This window comes from Hydrogenophaga sp. ANAO-22, from assembly GCF_042466645.1.
Lineage (GTDB): Bacteria > Pseudomonadota > Gammaproteobacteria > Burkholderiales > Burkholderiaceae_C > Hydrogenophaga.
Genome location: NZ_CP159956.1, coordinates 2081767 through 2101961, shown reverse-complemented (window position 1 = coordinate 2101961; position 20195 = coordinate 2081767). Strand labels below are relative to the sequence as shown.

The 20195-nt window shown below is 70.3% G+C and carries 19 protein-coding genes; 15 read left to right on the top strand and 4 right to left on the bottom strand.

Annotation, left to right across the window (positions count from 1 at the left end; genetic code table 11):
* Together ABSY19_RS10010 and ABSY19_RS10005 are read right to left on the bottom strand one after the other, a co-directional pair.
* On the bottom strand, positions 1-1623 hold the full coding sequence (locus tag ABSY19_RS10010) for an FAD-dependent monooxygenase (RefSeq protein ID WP_382162051.1): 1623 nt from the start codon (positions 1621-1623) through the stop codon (positions 1-3).
* Positions 1624-1648: 25 nt separating this feature from the next.
* On the bottom strand, positions 1649-2644 hold the full coding sequence (locus ABSY19_RS10005; RefSeq protein WP_382162048.1) for a tripartite tricarboxylate transporter substrate binding protein: 996 nt from the start codon (positions 2642-2644) through the stop codon (positions 1649-1651).
* 65 nt (positions 2645-2709) lie between these two features.
* Between ABSY19_RS10005 and ABSY19_RS10000 the strand changes: the two genes are divergently transcribed.
* Entirely contained in the window at positions 2710-3636 is a 927-nt protein-coding gene (locus ABSY19_RS10000; RefSeq protein WP_382162045.1) for a LysR family transcriptional regulator, read from the top strand.
* On the opposite strand, the gene ABSY19_RS09995 is transcribed toward ABSY19_RS10000, so the two are convergent.
* Positions 3633-4574, bottom strand: coding sequence for a LysR family transcriptional regulator (locus tag ABSY19_RS09995; protein WP_382162042.1), 942 nt, complete (start codon positions 4572-4574; stop codon positions 3633-3635). The two genes, ABSY19_RS10000 and ABSY19_RS09995, sit on opposite strands and share 4 nt — an antisense overlap.
* A gap of 107 nt (positions 4575-4681) precedes the next feature.
* On the opposite strand from ABSY19_RS09995, the gene ABSY19_RS09990 reads away from it, so the two are divergent.
* From ABSY19_RS09990 to ABSY19_RS09935, 12 genes are all read left to right on the top strand, one after another.
* Complete coding sequence (locus tag ABSY19_RS09990) at positions 4682-5644, top strand: Bug family tripartite tricarboxylate transporter substrate binding protein (RefSeq protein ID WP_382162039.1); 963 nt, start codon at positions 4682-4684, stop codon at positions 5642-5644.
* Positions 5645-5646: 2 nt separating this feature from the next.
* Complete coding sequence (locus ABSY19_RS09985; RefSeq protein ID WP_382162036.1) at positions 5647-7092, top strand: NAD-dependent succinate-semialdehyde dehydrogenase; 1446 nt, start codon at positions 5647-5649, stop codon at positions 7090-7092.
* Positions 7089-8678 (top strand): benzoylformate decarboxylase, encoded by a 1590-nt coding sequence (mdlC, locus tag ABSY19_RS09980; protein WP_382162033.1) that lies wholly within the window; start codon positions 7089-7091, stop codon positions 8676-8678. The genes ABSY19_RS09985 and mdlC overlap by 4 nt, the downstream gene beginning before the upstream one ends.
* A 25-nt stretch (positions 8679-8703) precedes the next feature.
* Positions 8704-9684 carry a Bug family tripartite tricarboxylate transporter substrate binding protein gene (locus ABSY19_RS09975; protein ID WP_382162030.1) on the top strand — a complete coding sequence of 327 codons (981 nt, stop codon included), beginning with the start codon at positions 8704-8706 and terminating at the stop codon, positions 9682-9684.
* Positions 9681-10439 carry an aspartate/glutamate racemase family protein gene (locus ABSY19_RS09970; RefSeq protein WP_382162026.1) on the top strand — a complete coding sequence of 253 codons (759 nt, stop codon included), beginning with the start codon at positions 9681-9683 and terminating at the stop codon, positions 10437-10439. Before ABSY19_RS09975 ends, ABSY19_RS09970 begins: the two co-directional genes overlap by 4 nt.
* Positions 10426-11463, top strand: coding sequence for a YncE family protein (locus ABSY19_RS09965; protein ID WP_382162024.1), 1038 nt, complete (start codon positions 10426-10428; stop codon positions 11461-11463). Before ABSY19_RS09970 ends, ABSY19_RS09965 begins: the two co-directional genes overlap by 14 nt.
* A gap of 19 nt (positions 11464-11482) precedes the next feature.
* Positions 11483-12607 (top strand): mandelate racemase/muconate lactonizing enzyme family protein, encoded by a 1125-nt coding sequence (locus tag ABSY19_RS09960; protein WP_382162021.1) that lies wholly within the window; start codon positions 11483-11485, stop codon positions 12605-12607.
* A 4-nt stretch (positions 12608-12611) separates the two neighbouring features.
* Positions 12612-13751, top strand: a complete 1140-nt coding sequence (locus ABSY19_RS09955) for an alpha-hydroxy acid oxidase (protein WP_382162018.1) — start codon at positions 12612-12614, stop codon at positions 13749-13751.
* On the top strand, positions 13748-15391 hold the full coding sequence (locus ABSY19_RS09950) for an FAD-dependent oxidoreductase (protein WP_382162016.1): 1644 nt from the start codon (positions 13748-13750) through the stop codon (positions 15389-15391). Before ABSY19_RS09955 ends, ABSY19_RS09950 begins: the two co-directional genes overlap by 4 nt.
* A gap of 252 nt (positions 15392-15643) precedes the next feature.
* Positions 15644-16090 (top strand): NYN domain-containing protein, encoded by a 447-nt coding sequence (locus ABSY19_RS09945; protein ID WP_382162013.1) that lies wholly within the window; start codon positions 15644-15646, stop codon positions 16088-16090.
* A gap of 203 nt (positions 16091-16293) precedes the next feature.
* Positions 16294-16662, top strand: a complete 369-nt coding sequence (locus tag ABSY19_RS09940; protein WP_382162010.1) for a YciI family protein — start codon at positions 16294-16296, stop codon at positions 16660-16662.
* A 40-nt stretch (positions 16663-16702) separates the two neighbouring features.
* Positions 16703-17770 carry a Kelch repeat-containing protein gene (locus ABSY19_RS09935; protein ID WP_382162008.1) on the top strand — a complete coding sequence of 356 codons (1068 nt, stop codon included), beginning with the start codon at positions 16703-16705 and terminating at the stop codon, positions 17768-17770.
* Here ABSY19_RS09935 and ABSY19_RS09930 read toward each other — a convergent pair.
* Complete coding sequence (locus ABSY19_RS09930; RefSeq protein WP_382162005.1) at positions 17757-18413, bottom strand: hypothetical protein; 657 nt, start codon at positions 18411-18413, stop codon at positions 17757-17759. The two genes, ABSY19_RS09935 and ABSY19_RS09930, sit on opposite strands and share 14 nt — an antisense overlap.
* A gap of 179 nt (positions 18414-18592) precedes the next feature.
* On the opposite strand from ABSY19_RS09930, the gene ABSY19_RS09925 reads away from it, so the two are divergent.
* Both ABSY19_RS09925 and ABSY19_RS09920 read left to right on the top strand, forming a co-directional pair.
* Positions 18593-19072 (top strand): MarR family winged helix-turn-helix transcriptional regulator, encoded by a 480-nt coding sequence (locus tag ABSY19_RS09925; protein WP_382162002.1) that lies wholly within the window; start codon positions 18593-18595, stop codon positions 19070-19072.
* A 67-nt stretch (positions 19073-19139) separates the two neighbouring features.
* Entirely contained in the window at positions 19140-20177 is a 1038-nt protein-coding gene (locus tag ABSY19_RS09920) for a Rieske 2Fe-2S domain-containing protein (protein ID WP_382162000.1), read from the top strand.
* The last annotated feature ends 18 nt before the right edge of the window (positions 20178-20195 follow it).

The window sequence follows — 20195 nt, the reverse complement described above, 5'->3', positions numbered from 1 at the left end:
TCAGCCGCCGCGCGCCATCGCCAGCACCGCGCGCGCCTGCGCCGCATCCACCGCCCCCGGCGTGTCCGAGGTCCAGGCGACGAAGCTGTCGGGCCGCACCAGCACCAGGCGGGCCTCGTAGCGCGCGGCCTCGCCGGTCCGGGTGTCTTCCACCACGTTCAGCGGCAGCTTCAGGGCGGCCGCGGCCTCGCGGAACGCCTGCGCTTCAGCGGCGCTGGCGCCCAGCGCGATCAGGGTGTAGCCCGGCCCGAAGGCCTCGTACACGTTGCGCCCGGAGGACAGGACCGCCGGCGCGATGTGGTGGCCGGCCCGCGCGACGAACTGGTGCGAGCCCACCGAGCTTGGGCCGTGTCCGCTGCCGTTGGGCTGCACCACGGGCGAGCCTTCGTAGTTCGGCTCGAAGGCGTGCACCTCGCCCACCGCGCCTTTCGCGCGCGCCTGCCAGGCGGCGTCGAACCGCGCCTGGTCGACGGCCGGGTCGTGCGTCTCCAGGAACTCGCGGTCGGTGTCGATCGACTTGGCGATGAAGTCGCGGATCGTGGAGCCGAACACCGGGCGGCGTTCCGCGTCGTAGGAGTCGAGCAGCTCCCCGCCGCCCCAGCCCTGCAGCGTGGACGCCAGCTTCCAGCCCAGGTTGCGCGCGTCCTCCAGGCCGGAGTTCACGCCATAACCCCCGTAAGGCGGGTGGCTGTGGGCGGCGTCGCCCGCGATGAAGACGCGGCCCTGGCGGTAGCTGTCGGCCAGCATGAAGCGCAGGTCCCAGAAACCGATGTGCTCGAACTCGACCTCGAACGGCGCGCCCACGGCTTCGTGCAGGTAGGCCGCGAAGTCGAAGTTGTCCTTGGTGGTGCCCGGTGGCACCGGCGCGTGGAAGAACCAGGTGCTGCCCAGGTCCACGCGGCCGAAGAATTTCCAATACCCCTTGAGGCCCGGCTGCAGCACGTTGTAGTAGGACTTGCCGGGGTAGCGCTTGAGCAGCTCGTGCAGCCCTTCGGACTTGAACACCAGCAGCACCATCATGCGGTCGTGGTCGGTGCGGGTCTGGGTCATGCCGGCCTTGTCGCGGATCACCGAGCGCGCGCCGTCGCAGCCCACGGCATAGGCCGCGCGCAGTTGCCGGCGGCCGGCGCCGCCGCGCTCCACCACACTCACCGTCACGCCGTCGGCGTCCTGCTGCACGTCCTCGGCCTCCCAGCCGTACAGGGTGTGCACGCTGGGCAGCTCGGCCACGCGGCGGCGCAGCACGGCCTCGGTGGCGTACTGCGGCAGCCGCTCGTTGCCGGTGAAGTAATAGGGCTTGACCAGGTCGCGCTGCAGCCAGTCGTAGTGCGGCCCCAGCAGGGTGCCGTAGGCCGTCAGGCCGCCGATGCCGTACTCCGGCGGAATGGTGCGCGCGGCGCGCAGCGCCGGCTCCGCGCCCCAGGCGTGGAAGTGCTCCATGGTGCGCTGGGTCAGGTTCTGGCCCTTGGGGATCGGCTGCGGCTGCGGGTAGCGCTCCACCACCACGCAGCGCACGCCGCGCTGGCCCAGCTCGATCGCCAGGCCCGTGCCCACCGGGCCGCCGCCGACGATGACCACCTCGGTGTCGAACGTGCTGTCGGCCTTGTTGCTGTGTTTGCTCATGTGTGGCTCTTCTCTCTGTTCTCTCTTACTCGGCGGTGATGCCCTGGGCCTTGATCAGGCTGGCCCAGCGCTGGGCGTCGGTGGTCATCAGCTGCTGGAACGCCTCCGGGGTGGAGTGGGCGGGCGTCATGCCCTGGGTCTCGAACGCGGTCGCGATCGCGGGCTGCGCGAGGATGTCGCGCAGCTCCTTGTTCAGCTGGTCGATCAGCGCGCGCGGCGTGGCCGCGGGCGCCAGCACGCCGTACCACATGTCCACGTTCAGGTTGCCCAGGTTCAGGCTGCTGAGCGGCGGCACGTCGGGCAGCAGCGGGTTCGCCTGGCTCGAGCTGATGGCCAGCGCCTTGAGCTTGCCTGCCTTGATGTGCTGCAGCGCCACGTGGATCGGCAGGAACATCAGTTCGATCTGCCCGCCCAGCAGGTCGGTCACGGCCGGCGCCGTGCCCCGGTAGCCGATGTGCGTGATGGAAATCTTGGCGCGGTTCTTCAGCAGCTCCATCGCCAGGTGGTGCGGCGTGCCGGCACCGGGCGAGCCGTAGTTGAGGGCGCCGGGGCGCGCGCGGGCGCGCTCCAGCAGGCCCTTGAGCGAATCGATCTTGGTGTTGGGGTGGGTCACCAGCAGCAGCTGGCCCCAGCTCGTGAGCGAGACGGCCGCGAGGTCCTTGACCGGGTTGAAGCCCGCGTTCGGGTACAACGCGGCGTTCATCACCAGCGTGTTGACGCTCACCAGCAGCGTGCTGCCGTCCGGCGTGGCGCGCACGACTTCCTGGGTGCCGATGTTGCCGGAGGCGCCGGCCTTGTTCTCGACGAAAAAGGGCCGCTTCAGGCGCTCGGCCAGCTGGGGCGCGATCTGGCGCGCGATCAGGTCGATGCCGGTGCCGGGGGTGAACGGCACCACCAGGCGCACCGGTCCGTTGGCCGGGCCCTGGGCCCGCACGAAAGGCGCGGCCACCGTGGCCAGGCCACCGAGCACGAGGCTTCGGCGCAGCGGGGAGGGGGAAAGGAAGGCGGGAGGGGTTTTCATGGTGCGGTCTCCATTGATGAGGGAGAATTACAGCAACACCTTTGACATTCATCAAACGGAAGATTTTGAACAACTCTTCAAGAAAACTGATCAATGTGGGCAGCCGGCAGCTCCAGGCCTTTCTGGAGGTGGCGCGCCTGCGCAGCTTCGCCAAGGCGGCCGAACAGGTGCACCTGTCGCCCTCGGGCATGAGCATGCTGGTCAAGGAACTCGAAGACCAGGTGGGCGCGCGCCTGTTCGACCGCACCACGCGCTCCGTCACGCTCACCGACGCCGGGCGCCGCCTGCAGCCGGTGGCCGAGCGCATCGTGGCCGAGCTGCGCGCCATCGACGACGTGATCGGCGGCACCGAGGCGGCCGTGCGCTCGCGCATCGACGTGGCGGCCACGCCCATGGTCTCGGCCAGCCTGTTGCCGGAGGTGATCAGCGCCTTCAACCAGAGCCACCCCCAGGTGCAGATCCACCTGGCGGACGTGGACGTGAGCGTGGTGCGCCAGCGCATCCTGGAGGGTGAGGCCGACATCGGCCTGGGCTTCTTCATCAAGCCCGCCGTGGGCCTGCAGCGCCAGCCGCTGTGCAAGTTCCGGCTGATGCGCATCAGCCCGCCGGGCAAGGGCGCGGGCGGCCTGGGGCCCAGCCAGACCTGGAGCAGCCTGGCGGAGCTGCCGCTCATCAGCCTGCCGGTCGACAACCCGATCCAGGCCGTGATCGAAAAACACCTCGCGCGCATCGGGCGCGCGCACGAGGAGCGGCCGCGCATGAACCTGATCGGCACCCTGATCGCGATGGTGCGCGCCGGCCGGGGCCACGCCATCGTGCCGTCCTTCGCGCTGGAGGACTGCCTGCGCCAGGGGCTCAAGGTGTCCATGCTCAGCAACCCCACGGTGCACATCGAGCTGCACGTGGTGTCGCTGCGCGGCACGCAGCCCAAGCTGGCGGCCACGGCCTTCGCGTCTGCCGTGAAGAAGGCGGCCTCGCGCCTGCCCGGTTAGGCCTTGCGAGGGCGCACGGTGCGCGCCGGTTGCCGCGCCACCTCGCGCAGCGCGTCCAGCAGGCCGTCCACCGCCGCGAAGCCGAGCGCGTCCTTGCGCCAGTACATGGTCATGGCGCTGGGCGTCTCCAGCAGCAGCGGCAGGCGCTTGAGCATCTTCCAGCGCTCGGGCAGCTCGATGGCGCGCTCGGAGACCACGGCCACCATGTCGCTTTCCGCCACCAGCGCGATGGTGGCGAGCAGGGAATTCGACTGCACGCTCGCGCCCGGGATCGTGCGGCCGGCGGCCGAGAGCGCCGATTCGAGCAGGTCGCGTGCGGGGATGTCGCGCGTCCAGACCACCCAGCGCTGGGCCAGCAGGTGCGACCACTGCAGCGACTTGCGCTGCGCCAGCGGGTGGTCGGGCCGCACCGCGAAATGCAGCCGCTCCTCGTAGAGCACCTCCGAGGCGATGCCCGGGTCGTGGTACTTGGCCGCCGGCCGGCCCACCGCGATGTCGATCTCGCGCTGCGTGAGCTGCTGGAACAGGCGGTCCATCGGCGCCTCGACCAGTTCCACGCTCGCGTTGGGCATGCGGGACAGCAGCGAGAGCACCGCCTGCGGCACCACGCCCGCGATGGTGGCGCCCGAGGCGCCGATCACCGCGCGGCCGCTGCCGCCGCTGCGCAGCGCCGACATCTCTTCCCGCGCGCGGTCGAGTTCGTTGCCGATGTGCACCGCGAACTCGCGCAGGATGCGGCCGTGGGCGGTGGGGCGAAGCCCGCGCGCGTGGCGCTCGAACAGCGTGAGGCCGATGTCGGCCTCCAGCTCCTTGAGCCACTTCGAGAGCGCGGGCTGCGTCATGTGCAGCCGCTCGGCGGAGTGGCTGATGTTCTGCGTCTCCGCCAGGCTGACCAGGATCTGCAGGTGCCGCAGGCGCAGTCGATTCGTCCAGTCCATGGGTCGTCCTGCTATGTTCAAAAAGTTATGGATGAGAGCAATTCACCATTTTACGAGGCATGGCATCGGGCCAATACTCGACACCTTCAAGAACAGGAGACAAGACCATGATTCGCCGAAGCCTTTTGGCCTGCGTCGCGCTGTCCGCCATTGCCATGGCGGTGCAGGCCCAGGACACCTACCCGTCCAAGCCCATCAAGTTCGTCGTGGGCTATTCGCCCGGCGGCTCCAACGACATCCTCGCGCGCATCGTCGCCAAACGCCTGGGCGACAGCCTGGGCCAGCCGGTGGTGGTGGAGAACCGCCCCAGCACCGGCGCCATCGTGGGGGCCGTGGTGACCAAGCAGGCACCGCCTGATGGCTACACGCTGATGATCGGCGCCAGCGGCCCGCTGGTGATCAACGCCGCCACCTATGCCAACCTGCCGTACTCGCCGCAGAAGGACTTCATCCCGATCTCCACGATCGCGACCTTTCCGCTGATCGTCTCGGTCAAGGCGGACTCGCCGTTCAAGTCCATGCCCGACCTGGTGAAGTACACCAAGGAGAACCCGCAGCTCTCCAACTACGCCTCCAGCGCCTCCACCTTCCAGCTCGCCACCGAGCTGCTGAAGGAGCGCACCGGCATCCAGTCGCAGCACGTGCCCTACAAGGGCAGCGGCGACTCGATGAAGTCCGTGGCCGGCGGCGAGACCACCTTCAGCATGCTCGACCCCGGCCCGGCGGCCGGCGCCATCAACGGCAAGCTGGTGCGGGGCCTGGCCGTGTCCTCCGACGTGCGCAACCCGTCCTTCCCCGACATCCCCACGCTCAAGGAGCAGGGCATCGACCTGAGCATCCAGTTCTGGATCGGCCTGTTCGCGCCCGCCGGCACGCCCGCGCCCATCGTGAAGCTGCTGGAGCGTGAAGTGGCCAAGGCGGTGCAGCACCCGGAGACGCTCAAGAGCATGGCCCAGCTGGGCCTGACGCCGGCCTCCAGCACCTCGGAAGCCTTCACCCGCCAGATCGCGCAGGAGATCCCCACCTGGACCGAGGTCGCGCGCAAGAACAACATCAAGGCCGATCAGTGAGCATGAGCGAGATCACCTACCGCGCGCCGCGCCTGTTCATCGGAGGTCAGTGGCGCGCGGGCAGCGCGGACACGCGCAGCGCGGTGATCAACCCCGCGACCGAAGCCGTGCTCGACGAGCTGACGCACGCCTCGGCGCGCGACCTCGACGACGCGCTCGCGGCGGTGGCCCAGGGCTTCAAGGTCTGGCGCGCCACGCCCGCGGCGGCGCGCCAGCGCGTGCTGCTGCAGGGCGTGCAGAACCTGCGCGCGCAGCGCGAGACCATCGCGCGCCTGCTCACGCTGGAGCAGGGCAAGCCCCTGGCCCAGGCGCGCATGGAAGTCGATGTGGCGGCCGACATGGTGCAGTGGTATGCCGAGCAGGCCAAGCGCGTCTACGGCCGCATCCTGCCGGCGCCGCAGCCGGGCGCCGACTACGAGGTGCGCAAGGAGCCGGTGGGGCCCTGCCTGCTGATGTCGCCCTGGAACGTGCCCGTGATCCTCGCCGCGCGCAAGCTCGGCGGCGCGCTCGCGGCAGGCTGCTCCTGCATCCTCAAGCCGCCCGAGGAAACCCCGGCCTCGGTCGCGAAGATGGTCGAGTGTTTCATCGAAGCCGGCGCGCCCGATGGCGTCATCAACCTCGTCTTCGGCGTGCCGGCCTTCGTGTCCTCGCACCTCATCGCGTCGGACGTGATCCGCAAGGTGTCCTTCACCGGCTCGGTGGCGGTGGGGCAGGGCCTGGCCCGCCTGGCCGCGCCCGGCCTCAAGCGCCTCACGCTGGAGCTCGGCGGCCACTCGCCGGTGATCGTGTTCGACGACGCCGACGTGGACGCCGTGGCGCGCCAGCTGGTCGCGGCCAAGTTCCGCAACGCCGGCCAGCTCTGCCACGCGCCCACGCGCTTCTTCGTGCAGAGCGGCGCCTACGCGCGCTTCGTCGACACCTTCGCGGCTGCCGCCTCGCAACTGCGCGTGGGCGACGGCCTGGCCGAGGGCACCGACATGGGCCCGCTGGCCAACGGCCGGCGCCTGGGCGCGATCCGCGAACTCGTGGCCCAGACCCGGTCCGAAGGCACGCTGGTGGCCGGCGGCGAGCGCGTGGGCGAGCAGGGCTACTTCCACCAGCCCACCGTGTTCGCCGACGTGAACCCCGATGCCAAGGCCATGCGCGAAGAGCCCTTCGGCCCGGTCGCGCTGATCCGCGCCTTCGACACCCCCGCGCAGGCCGTCGAGCTGGCCAACGCCACGCGCTACGGCCTGGGCTCCTACGTGTTCACCGACTCCGCGCGCCTGCAGCGCCAGATGATCGCCGACCTGGAGGTGGGCAGCGTCGCCATCAACAGCACCGTCGTCACCGTCGCCGAGGCGCCGTTCGGCGGCGTGCGCGACAGCGGCTACGGCTACGAGAGCGGCGAAGAGGGCCTCGACAGTTACCTCCACACCAAGTTCGTCAACCGCAGCTATTCCGCATGAGCCCCGTTTCCCCGACCCCTTTCACCGTGCGCGACGGCGTGTACGACGTGCTGCGCCAGTTCGGCGTGGACACCATCTTCGGCAACCCGGGCTCCACCGAGCTGCCCATGTTCCGCGACTTCCCCAGCGACATCCAGTACGTGCTGGGCCTGCAGGAAGCCGTGTGCGTGGGCATGGCCGATGGGTATGCCCAGGCCACCGGCAAGGTCGGCTTCGTCAACCTGCACTCGGCCGCCGGCGTGGGCCACGGCATGGGCAACCTCTACACGGCGTTCAAGAACCGCACGCCGCTGGTGGTCATCGCAGGCCAGCAGTCGCGCTCGATCCAGCCGCTGGACGCCTACCTGGCCTCGGAGCGCGCCACCGAGCTGCCGCAGCCGTACGTGAAATGGAGCATCGAACCGGCGCGCGCGCAGGACGTGCCCCAGGCCATCGCCACGGCCTGCCGCCGCGCGCTGCAGGCGCCCTGCGGCCCGGTGCTGGTCTCCGTGCCCTCGGACGACTGGGACCAGCCCGCCGCGCCGGTGGTGCAGCGCGCCATGAGCCGGCGCACGGCGCCCGAACCACAGGCCATCGCCGCGCTGGCGCAGGCGCTTTCGGCCTGCGAGCGGCCGGTGTTCGTGGCCGGCGCGGAAGTGGACCGCGCCGGGGCCTGGGACGGCATCGTCGCCCTGGCCGAGCGCCACGGCGCCAAGGTGTTCAACGCGCCCATGTCGGCGCGCGCGGGCTTCCCCGAGGACCATGCGCTGTTCCACGGTTTCCTGCCCGCGGTGAAGGCGCAGATCGTGCAGAAACTGGCCGGCCACGACCTCATCGTGGTGATCGGCGCGCCGGTGTTCACCTACCACGTGGAAGGCGACGGCCCGCACCTGCCCGACGGCGCCACGCTGTGGCAGCTCACCGAAGACCCCGATGCCGCGGCGCGCTCGCCGGTGGGCACCTCGGTGGTGGGCGACGTGGCGCTGGCGCTGCAGGCCCTGCAGGGCGCGCAACCGCAGCGCGCGCGCACCCCGCCGCCGGCCTGGGTGCGCGAAGCCCGCGCCGAACCGGGCGCGCCGATCCAGGTGGCCTATCTGCTGCAGACCATCGCGGAACTGCGCTCGCCCGACGACGTGATCGTGGAAGAGGCGCCCACCGCCCGCGTGGTGATGCACCAGCACCTGCCCATCCTGAAGCCGCGCTCCTTCTTCACCATGGCCAGCGGTGGCCTGGGCCACAGCATGCCGGCCGCCGCCGGCATCGCCCTGGCCTGGCGCGAGCGCCGCGTGATCGCCATCATCGGCGACGGCTCCAGCATGTACTCGATCCAGACGCTGTGGACCGCCGCGCAGCTCGGCCTGAACATCAGCTTCGTCGTGGTCAACAACCGCCGCTACGGCGCGATGAAGCGCTTCGGCGGCGTGCTCGGTTTCCCGGCCGGCGCCGTGCTGCCGGGCACCGACCTGCCGGGCATCGACTTCGTCGCGCTGGCGCAAGGGCATGGCGTGCCCGGCGAGCGCGTGGAAGACCCTGGCCAGTTGCACGCGGCCTTGAAAGCGTCCCTCGCCTCGAGAGGCCCCTCGCTCGTGGAAGTGCGGGTCGCCTGAACAACCACCACCAGGAGACAAGACGATGAACCCCAACCTCCGCCGACGAAGCTTCGTGGGCGCGGCCCTCGCCGCCGGCGCCGCGCCCCTGGCCTTCGCCCAGGCCGGCCCCTACCCCAACCGGCCGATCCGCATCTTCGTCGGCTACGCCGCCGGTGGCGCGGTGGACACCATGGCGCGCATCGTCGCGCAGCGACTCACCACCGCGCTGGGCCAGTCCGTCATCGTGGAGAACCGCGCCGGCTCGGCCGGCCTGCTGGCCGCCGACACCGTGGCCAAGGCGCCGGCCGACGGCTACACGCTGCTGCACGGCGAGAGCGCGCTGCTCATCGCACCGCAGCTGCAGAACCAGACCTCCTCGCTGGACCCGATCAAATCGCTCGTGCCCGTGGCCGGCCTGTTCCAGTCGCGCCTGCTGCTGGTGGCCAACAACGACGTGAAGGCCAGCAACCCGGCCGAGTTCCTCGCGCTGGTCAAGGCCAACCCGGGCCGTTTCACCTACGGCACCTCGGGCATCGGCACCGTGCACCACCTGGGCGTGGAGCTGTTCAAGTCGCGCACCAAGACGCACCTGCTGCACATCCCCTACCGCGGCGCGTCGCAGCTCGTCACCGACGTGATCAATGGCCAGTTGCAGTTCGGCGTGGTGAGCGCCGCGGCCGGCGTGCCGCAGGTGCGCAGCGGGCGCGTGAAGGCCATCGCCATGTTCAGCTCGACCCGCCTGGCCGGCGCGGACGACATCGGCACCCTGGCCGAGGTGGTGCCGGGTTTTCACGTCGCGCCCCGCCAGATGCTGCTCGCGCCGGCCGGTACGCCGCAGGCCGTCATCGACCGCCTGAGCGCGGCCGTGGGCGAGCTGCTGGCCACGCCCGAAGCGGCCAGCGCCGCCGCCGCGCAAGGCGTCACCACCGCCTACCTGGCGCCGGGCCCGCTGGCGGCCGACGTGAAGCGCGAGTACGCGGAGTGGGGCCGGGTCATCAAGGCCCAGGGCATCTCGGCCGAATGAGCGCGCCGCGCCCCCGCATCGGCCTGATCGTGCCGCCGGCCCACGGGCGCGTGCCGCCCGATGCGCCCCTGCTGTACGGCGAGCGCTTCGACTTCATCGCGCGCGGCCTGGGCATCGACGGTGTGTCGCCCCGGGGCTTCGCGCCCGTGGTGAACCAGATCGTCGACCACGCCCGCGCCCTGCGAGCGGACGGCGCGCAGGCGATCTCGCTCATGGGCACCTCGCTCAGCTTCTACCAGGGCCCGGCCTTCACCGACCAGCTGCGCGACGCCATGCAGCAGGCCACGGGCGTGCCCTGCACCACCATGAGCCACGCCGTCGTCTCGGCGCTGCAGGCCCTGGGTGTGCAGCGCGTGGCGGTGGCCACCTCGTACATCGACGAGCTCAATCAGCGCCTGGTTGTCTACCTCGGCGCCCTGGGCTTCGAGGTCACCGCCATCGAAGGCCTGGGCATCGAGCCGGTCGGCGGCGCGGCCGAGGTCTCCACCGAACGCCTGGTCGCGCTGAGCCGAAAGGTGCACGCCCAGGCGCCTGGCGCGCAAGGCATCTTCATGTCCTGCGGCGGCCTGCTCACGCTCGACGCCATCGCCGTGCTGGAAGAGCAGCTCGGCCTTCCCGCCATCGGCAGCTCGCCCAGCGGTTTCCGGGACGTGGTGCGCGCGGCGGGCGAAGACCCGCGCAGCCCGGTGGGCGGGCGGCTCTTCCAGCACCCCGGAACCTTCAACCAGGAAAGCCTGAACCATGCAACGCCGTGATTTTCTTTCGGCCGCCGCGCTGTCGTCCGCCTGGGCCATGGCGGCCCCGGCCATCGGCCACGCCCAGACCCCGGCAGCGTCGCCCAGCCTCGTCGATCCGAAGGGCGACACCCTGCTGGTGATCGAGAAGAACGCCCACGCGCTGGGCTACTACTCGCTGCGCTCCGGCGCGCGCACCCACAGCGTGGAACTCGCTCAATACCCTCACGAATTCGTCGTGGACGCGCAGGCGAGGTACGCCTACGTGGGCATCTACGGCGTCGAATTCGCCACCCAGATCGGGCAGGGCGGCTCGCACATCGCCGTCATCGACCTGCACCAGGGCAAGCAGGTGCACCAGGTGGAGTGCGCGCCCTTCAACCGCCTGCACGGCATGGGCATGGACCAGCAGGGGCGCCTCTACGCGCTCAGCGAAGAGAAGTCCGCGCTGCTGGTGGTGGACAACCCGGGCAAGGACGCACGCCCCACCTCGGCCGTGCCCACCGGCGACATCAAGCCGCACATGTTCGCGCTCACGCGCGATGGTGAACGCGCCTACGTGACCGCGCTGCTCTCGAACACCCTGTCCCTCGTGCGGCCGCACGACCCCGTGGCGCCCGCGCTGCGCGCCTCGACCGGGCGCATGCCCGAAGGCGTCTGCCTCAGCCCCGACGAAAAGACCGTGCTGGTCTCCAACCGGCGCAGCACCTCGCTGGTGGCGATGGACAGCCACACCCTGAAAGTGCTGCGCACCACGCCCACGCGCGGCGATGCCCTGCGCGTGTACTGGGTGGGCGACGAGGTCATCACCTCCAACCTGCAGGACCAGAGCATCACCTTCTTCACCCCCGAGCTCAAGGAGACGGCGCGCATCGCGCTGGCCGGCCGCCCCATCGGCATCTCCTTCAACCCCTCGGGCACGCTGGCCTTCGTGTCCGTGGGGCCCGACAAGCTGGTCGTCATGGACGTGAAAGCGCGCAAGATCGTGTCCCAGCTCGAAACCCGCTCGGGGGTCGACCTCTCCTGGCTGTTGTCAGCCGCCTGAAACCCTTGCCACGCCACCGATGAAAATCATCCGCATCACCGCCACCGCGCTCCACATCCCCTTCACGCTCGACGTGCCCGGCGGCGGCCAGCACCAGGAGGCGCTCGGCTGCTGCGTCGTCGAGGTCGAGACCGACGAAGGCCTGATCGGCCACGGCCTGACCGCGATCACGCAGGAGAAGGTGGCCGAGTCCATCATCACCCACGTGCTCGCGCCGGCGCTCATCGGCACCGACCCGCTGGCGCACGAGGCGCGCTGGGAGCAGATGTACTGGCTCACCGCCTCGCGCGGCCAGACCGGCTACGCGCAGCACGCCATCGCCGCCATCGACGTGGCGCTGTGGGACATCAAGGGCAAGGCGCTCAAGCAGCCGGTCTGGCGCCTGCTCGGCGCGGCGCGCAAGGAGCTCGACATCTATGCCACCTTCGGTTTCGAGTTCCTCGACATCGACGGCCTGCGCGGCGCGGTCAAGTCCCTGTCCACCGAAGGCGTGGAGCACCTGAAGATGGTGGTGGGCTTTCGCGCGCTGCCGCGCCGCGAGAGCCGCAGCCTCATGTCGGTCATCAAGGAAGACGCCAAGCGCGTGCACGCGGTGCGCGAGGCCGCGGGCGACGAGGTCTCGCTCTACATCGACGCCAACTGCGGCCTGGACGCGTACCACGCCGAGCGCCTGATCCGCCTGACCGCCGACTGCAACCTCGGCTTCTTCGAAGAACCGATCACGCAGAACGACGTGCTGGCCATGGCCGACCTGCGCGCGCGCACCGGCATGCCGCTGACCTGCGGCCAGAACGAAGGCCTGGCCTACCGCTTCCGCGACTGGCTGATGGCGCGCAGCGTGGACTTCGTGCAGCCCAACGTGGTCATCACCGGCGGCTTCACGCAGTGCGTGCGCATCGCCGCGCTGGCCAACGCCTTCAACGTGTCCATCACCAGCGGCGGCGCCTACCCGCTGCACAACATGCACCTGCAGGCCGGCGTGGGCAACGGCACCAAGGTCGAGTGGCACCTGCCGGTGGTGGCCATGATGAAGCGCCTCTACCAGGGCTTCCCCGAGCCGGTGGGTGGGCGCATCACCATGTCGGAAGCGCCGGGCCTGGGCTTCGACCTGATCCCCGGCGCCGTGCAGGCGCTGCGGGCCTGACGCCGTGGTCCTCAACCTCGACGACTTCGAGGTCGCCGCGCGCTCGCGCCTGCCGCGCGCGCTCTACGGCTTCGCGGCCAACGGCTCGGAGCGCGGCGCCTCGGTGCTGGCCAACGCGCGCTCGTTCGAACGCTGGTCCTTCGTGCCGCGCACGCTGGTGGACGTGGCCTCGGTGAAGCAGGCCACCACGCTGTTCGGCACTACCTACGCCTCGCCCTTCGGCATCGCGCCCATGGGCGGCTGCGCGCTGTTCGCGCACCGCGCCGACCTCGCGCTCGCGCAGGGCGCGCGCGCCCGCGGCATCCCCTTCGTGCTCAGCGCCGCCTCCAGCGTGCCGCTGGAACAGGTGATGCAAGCCGCGCCCGGCAGCTGGTACCAGGGCTACATCCCCGGCGACGAAGCGCGCATCACCGCCTTGCTCGCGCGGTTGCGCAGCGCCCAGGTGGGCGTGCTCGTGGTCACCGTGGACGTGCCCATCGCCTCCAACCGCGACCGCGACCGCCGCCTGGGCTTCACCATCCCGCTCAAGCCGCGCCTCTCGCTCGCCGTGGACGGCGTGCTGCACCCGCGCTGGCTGTGCGGCACCTTCGCGCGCACCCTGCTGGCCGACGGCATTCCCCGCCTGCCCAACTTCGGTGGCGAGGCCACAGGCCGGCCCATCATCGCCACCCCCACGGCCGCCGCGCGCTCGGACCGCGACCGCTTCACCTGGGCGCACGTGGCCTTCATCCGCCGCCAGTGGGGCGGGGCGCTGCTCATCAAGGGCGTGCTCAGCGCCGACGACGCGCGCCTGGCCCGCGAGGCCGGTGTGGACGGCCTCATCGTCTCCAACCACGGCGGGCGCCAGCTCGACGGCGCGGCCGCGCCGCTGGACGTGCTGCCCGAGGTGCTGGACGCGGCGGGCGAGCTGCCGGTGTGCCTGGACGGCAGCATCCGGCGCGGCACCGACGCGCTCAAGGCCCTCGCGCTCGGCGCGCGCCTGGTCTTCGTGGGCCGGCCCATGCTCTACGCCGCCACCGTCGGCGGGCAGGCCGGGGTCGAGCAGGCGATCGGCATCCTGCAGAGCGAGATCCAGACCAGCCTGGCCCTGCTGGGCTGCACCCGCATCGACGAACTGCGGCCTTCCCACCTTCGAGCCCCATGACGAACACCCATTCCGCCCAGGTCCTGATCGTGGGCGGCGGCCCGGTCGGCCTCACGCTGGCCATCGACCTCGCGCAGCGCGGCATCGACGTGCTGCTGGTGGAGCAGCGCCCGCGTGGCGAGCGGCCCGAGGCCAAGTGCAACCACGTCTCGGCGCGCTCCATGGAGATCTTCCGCCGCCTCGGCGTGGCCAAGACCCTGCGCGACACCGGCCTGCCGGCCGACCACCCCGCCGACGTGGCCTACCGCACCACCTTCACCGGCGACGAACTCTCGCGCATCCCCATTCCTTCGCGGCGCGACCGCTACACCGCCACCCAAGGCCCCGACACCGGCTGGCCCACGCCCGAGCCGCCGCACCGCATCAACCAGATCTACCTGGAGCCCGTGCTGTTCGAGCACGCGCTGGCCACGCCCGGCCTGCGCATCCTCACGCACACCCGCATCGAAGACCTCGCGCAGGACGACACGGGCGTGAGCGCCCAGGCCGTGGACCTCGGCAGCGGCGCCACGGTGACGCTGCGCGCCGACCACCTCATTGGCTGCGACGGCGGGCGCTCCCTGGTGCGCAAGAAGATCGGCGCCGCGCTGCACGGCGTGGAGGTGGTGCAGCGCGTGCAGTCCACCTTCCTGCGCGCGCCCGACCTGCTGCGGCGCGCCCAGCACCCGCCGGCCTGGGCCACCTTCTCGTACAACCCGCGCCGCAGCGGCAACGTGTACGCCATCGACGGCATCGAGAAATTCGTGCTGCACAACTACCTGCGCCCCGGCGAGACCGACTTCGAATCGGTGGACCGCGACGCCTCGATCCGCACCATCCTCGGCGTGGGGGCCGACTTCGAGTACGAAGTGATTTCCAAGGAAGACTGGATCGGCCGCCGCCTCGTGGCCGACAAGCTGCGCGAGCGGCGGATCTTCATCTGCGGCGACGCCGCGCACCTCTGGGTGCCCATGGCCGGCTACGGCATGAACGCGGGCATCGCCGATGCGATGAACCTGTCGTGGCTGCTCGCGGGCCACCTGCAGGGCTGGGCCGGGCCGCGCGCGCTCGATGCCTACGAAGCCGAGCGCCTGCCCATCACCGAGCAGGTGTCGCGCTTCGCGATGAACCACTCCATCGCGCTGCAGAAGGAACGCGAGAGTGTGCCGCCCGAGCTGGAGGCCGAAGGCCCGGCCGGTGAAGCCTTGCGCGCCGCCGCCGGCAAGACCCTGTACGACCTCAACGTGAAGCAGTACTGCTGCGCGGGCCTGAACTTCGGCTACTTCTACGACGCCTCGCCCCTGATCGTCCCCGACGGTGAAAGCCCGCCCGGCTACACCATGGACACCTTCACCCCGTCCACCGTGCCGGGCTGCCGCACGCCGCACGTGTGGCTGGACGGCGGGCGCTCGCTCTACGACGCGATGGGCGACGGCTTCGCGCTCTTGCGGCTGGACCCGCAGGCCGATGCGAGCCCCTTGCTCGACGCCGCGAAACAGCGCGGCCTGCCGCTGCGCGTGGTGGACCTGAGCCCGGCCGAAGCCACGGGCCTGTACCGCCACCGGTGGGTGCTGTCGCGGCCGGACCAGCATGTGGCCTGGCGCGGGGACGAACTGCCGGCCGATCCCCTGGCCTTGATCGATCGGGTGCGCGGCGCCTAGTGCTGTGGATATACTGCTTCTGTCGTACAAAAATGCGACCGGGATTGGCGTCCCGTGCACTGCGGCTTGAAAGCCGCAACTCGATTTGAGCCCTGCGGCTTTCTCACATTCGTGCCTCTTTCATGGTGGCCCGGGTGGGGAGACGCGAGTCTCGCCGAAACTGTCCGCAGTGCACGGTACGCCAACCTGCTTGGGCCACCGCCACCTCACAAGGGTGGCGGTGACATCACCCGCAAAGCAACAGGAAGGCACATGCAACAAGCTCCCTTCGTGGCCACACGGCGACCCCGCCTGGCCCTGCTCATCGACGCCGAAAACATGAGCGCCCGCAAGGCACTGCGGCTCATGGCCCACGTCTCCGACCGTGGCGAGGCCATCGTCCGCCGCGCTTGCGCGGACTGGACCAACCCCCGGCAACTCGCCTGGCGCCGGATGCTGCACACCCTGGCCATCCGCCCCATCCAGCAATTCCACTACGCCCACCAGAAGAACGCCTCGGACTCCGCGCTCATCATGGACGCCATGGAGCTGCGGTCCCGCCGCCCTCGCTTGGATGGCATCTGCATCGCCTCGTGCGACAGCGACTTCACCGGCATCGCCGGGCGCCTGCGCGAAGCCGACATCGCGGTCTACGGCTTTGGCCGGCCCGACGCCTCACCGGCCTTCGTGGCCGCGTGCAACCACTTCGTGTTCCTGTAGCCGCTCAGTGCTTTTCGAAATTGGCAGGAATTCATGTTGTTGGGTCAGTATGTCAACGGTACAAAGACGAATCCTGGCGGAGGAGACGCAGCGCCCTGGGGCCTTCCCGCCGGGCTTCATGAAACTGCTGGCATTTGCCGGGCCTGTCGATCGCGGGACCCCTGCTTCGTCGTGGAGTCATCACTCATCCAAAGGAGTCGTTCATGAAGTACCTCGGTCTTGCGTACTACAACCCCGAAAAGTTCGCCGCCATGGCGCCTGCCGACGTGCAGGCCCTGGTGAGCCAATGCCCGCCGCTGGACGAGAAGATGCGCGCCACCGGGAAGATGCTGGTGTCGGCGTCGCTTGCCGAGCCGAAGGACTGGGTCACGCTGCGCCCACGCGGCGGCAAGTCGCAGATCACCGATGGCCCCTACACCGAGGCCAAGGAAATGGTGGGCGGGATGTTCATCATCGAGGCGGACAACCGCGACGAGGCCCAGCGCCTGGCGGCCATGCACCCCGCCGCCACGCTGGGGGAGGCGGGCGGGTGGGGCGTCGAGCTGATTCCGCTGGATTTCTTCCTGGGCTGAGGTACGCTGTCTCACCCCCGGTCACCAGGAGATCACGCGCATGGCCCTCCGTCGTCACGTCCTCGTCACCGCCGCCGCCGCGCTGGCCGCGCCCACACTGCTTCGCGCCCAGCACCACGGCCACCACAGCGGCCAGTTCGAGCGCCTGAACCAGCCCGGGCGCATCGACCTGCCCGAGATCCACGCGCAGCAGGCCGTCAGCGACAGCCCCGCGCCGCGCGCGGCCAAGGCCGGTGCCTGGCGGGCGCGCGCGCCGCTGCCGATTCCGCGCACCGAGATGGCCTGGGCGGTGGCGTACCGCAACCGCGTGCACCTGGTCGGCGGTTACGCCGAGCAGCGGGTGGACAAGCCGTACCACCACGCCTACGACCCCAGGACCGATCGCTGGGAGGAACTGCCCCAGCTGCCGCGCGGGGCGAACCACGTGGGTGTGGCGACGCTGGGCGACCGGCTCTATGCGTTCGGCGGTTTCGTCGAGCAGAACCGCACGCCGCACGACGAGGCCTTCCGCTTCGACGGCGCGCGCTGGGAGCGCGTGCGCCGCCTGCCGGAGGCCTGCGGGGCCATGGCCTGCATCGCGCTGGGTTCGCGCATCCACCTGGTCGGCGGCGCCATCGGCAGCGACTGGCGGCGCTCGATCGACTGGCACATCGTCTACGACCCCGCGAGCGACCGCTATGAGAAGCGCCAGCCCCTGCCGGTGGCGCGGGACCACATCGGCATCGTGGTGGTGGGGCCGTCCATTCACGTGATCGGCGGCCGCGTGGATTCCTTTCACACCAACAGCAGCCTGCACCACAGCTACGACGCGCAGGCGGACCGCTGGGTGGCGCGCACGCCCATGCCCACGCCGCGCAGCGGCCACGGTTGTGTGCTGTACCGCGACCAGGTGTTCGTGATGGGCGGCGAGGGCACGAACCGCGTGTTCGGCCAGAACGAGGCCTGGGACCCGGTGGCCGATCGCTGGGTGTCGCACGCGCCCATGCTCACACCGCGCCACGGCATGGGCGCGGTGGTGATCGGCGACGAAATCATCGTGGCCGGTGGCGGGCCTCAGATGGGCGGTGGCGTGAAGAGCGCGATCAACGAGTCCTTCACCCTGGGCTGACTCCGCCGGCGCAGAGGGTGGGCGGTGGGCCCGTGCGGGTCTCGATGGAGAAGGGGATGGTGTCCACGAAGTCCTGCTGCACCTTGGGCGCCAGCGCGCTCCCGCTGAGCAGAACCTGGATGTACTGGATGTAGGACTCGCGCATGGTTTCGGCGAACAGGCCCGACCAGGCGCGAAAGACGATGTCCTTCTCCAGCGGGGCGAGGGCGATGGCGTCCTGCAGCCCGCCTTCCAGGCAGTGGGCGTAGCGCACCGCATCGAATGCGCTGAGCGACAGATGGAAACCGGCGTCTTCCTGCTGAAGGATGCGCTCCAGGGCCGCCGCCTCGTCGTGGGTGTTGGCATAGATGCGCTTGGACAGACGGTGCACGTTGTTGGAGCGCACGGGCGATGAGAGAGGGCCTTGCAGTTCGTTGAGGAACAGCGCCGAGAAGCGGCTGCCGATCTGCACCTGGCGCATGAGCAGGCGCAGCGCCAGCTGGCGTTCGATGGGCAGGTCCTTGGTGCGCGACTCCGTGTTCGCACTGACGAACAGCCAGACCTTGCGGAGGTATTCGTTCACCAGCAGGGGCGCGTCGTGGGCCGAGAATTCGGCCAGCAGGGTGCGCATGTCGGATCGGTGCAGGGCCACGGTCTGCTGCATGGGGCTCACTCCGGTGTGGGATGGCGCCATCTTCGTACCGTGGGGGGTATGCCGATCACCACGTGCTTCAAGTGCGCCGCGGGTGGCACGAAGCGTGGCGGTGACGGCATGAGCGGTCGCGGCCGGGGTGACAATCGGCGGTGCGTCCACCCGACCGGGCGCTCCAACACCGCTTCACCATGCCCGCTCCGTCCCGTACCCCCCGTGCCCTGGCGTCTGCCGCCGCCGATGACCACCCGGAGGCCACGCTGGGCCTGCACGAGCCCGGCCACCTGTTCCGGCGCGCCCACCAGCACTCGGTGTCGTGTTTCAACACGGTGTTCGGGCGGGCCGTCACGCCGCTGCAGTACGCCGCGCTGCGGGTGCTGCAGGAGCACCCGGGCATCGACCAGGTCACGCTGGCCGCGGCCATCGCGCTGGACACCTCCACCACGGCCGAGATCGCGGTGCGCCTGGAGCGCGACGGCTGGATCGTGCGCGAGCTGGGCCCGCGCCGCCAGCGCCGCCTGGAGCTCACCGCCGAAGGGCAGCGGGTGATCAACGAGATGCTGCGGTCCGAGGCGGTGCTGGCCGACCGCATCCTCACCACGCTCGACGCCGGCGAGCGCGAGGTGCTCATGGGCCTGATGCACAAGCTGCTCGGCAAACCCCCCGTCTGAACCCGGTTGACGACCGGCCCCGGCTTGGGCTACCATTTGATTCAGTGTACTGAATGAAGGAGACGACATGAGCTGGATGCGCAATGCCTGGTATGTGGGTGCCACCTCGGTGGAAGTCGGCGATGCCCCCTTGGGCCGGCGCCTGTTGGGGGCCCGCATGGCCTTCTTCCGCGACGCGCAAGGCCGCGTGCAGGCGGTGGAGGATTTCTGCCCGCACCGGGGCGCGGCGCTGTCGCTGGGCCGCGTGTGCAAGGGTGAGCTGGTGTGCGGTTACCACGGCCTGGTGATGGGCGGCGACGGCGTGACCCGCTCGATGCCCGGCCAGCGCGTGGCGGCGTTCCCGCGCATCCAGCGCTTCGCGGTCGAAGAGCGCTACGGCTTCATCTGGGTCTGGGCGGGCGAGGCCGACCAGGCCGATCCCTCGACCATTCCGGTGCTCGAATGGCACGACAACCCGGCCTGGGCCTACGGCGGCGGCCTGTTCCACATCAAGGCCGACTACCGCCTGATGATCGACAACCTGATGGACCTCACGCACGAGACCTACGTGCACTCGACCAGCATCGGCCAGCAGGAGATCGACGAGACGCCCTGCACCACGCGCCGCGAGGGCACCACGGTGGTGACCAGCCGCTTCATGGAGAACATCGAGGCGCCGCCGTTCTGGCTCGACGCGCTTCGCGCCATCGGCGTGGAGGGCAACCCCCGGGTGGACCGCTGGCAGGTCTGCCGCTTCTCGCCGCCCAGCCATGTGCTGATCGAGGTGGGGGTGGCCCTGGCCGGCCAGGGCGGCTACGATGCGCCCGACGACAAGAAGGTCTACAGCGTGGTGACCGACTTCATCACGCCCGAGGTCGATGGTTCGATGTGGTATTTCTGGGGCATGGCGCGCCGCTTCCGGCCGCAGGACGCCGCGCTCACCGACCGCATCCGCGCCGGGCAGCACGGCATCTTTTCCGAAGACCTCGAAGTGCTGGAGCGCCAGCAGCAGAACCTGGATGCCTTCGCGCAGCGCAAGCTGCTCAAGCTCAACATCGACGCGGGCGGCGTGCAGGCACGGCGCGTGATCGATGAACACATCGCGAAGGAAGCGGTGCCGGCGTAGAGATCAGGGCCCGCGCGC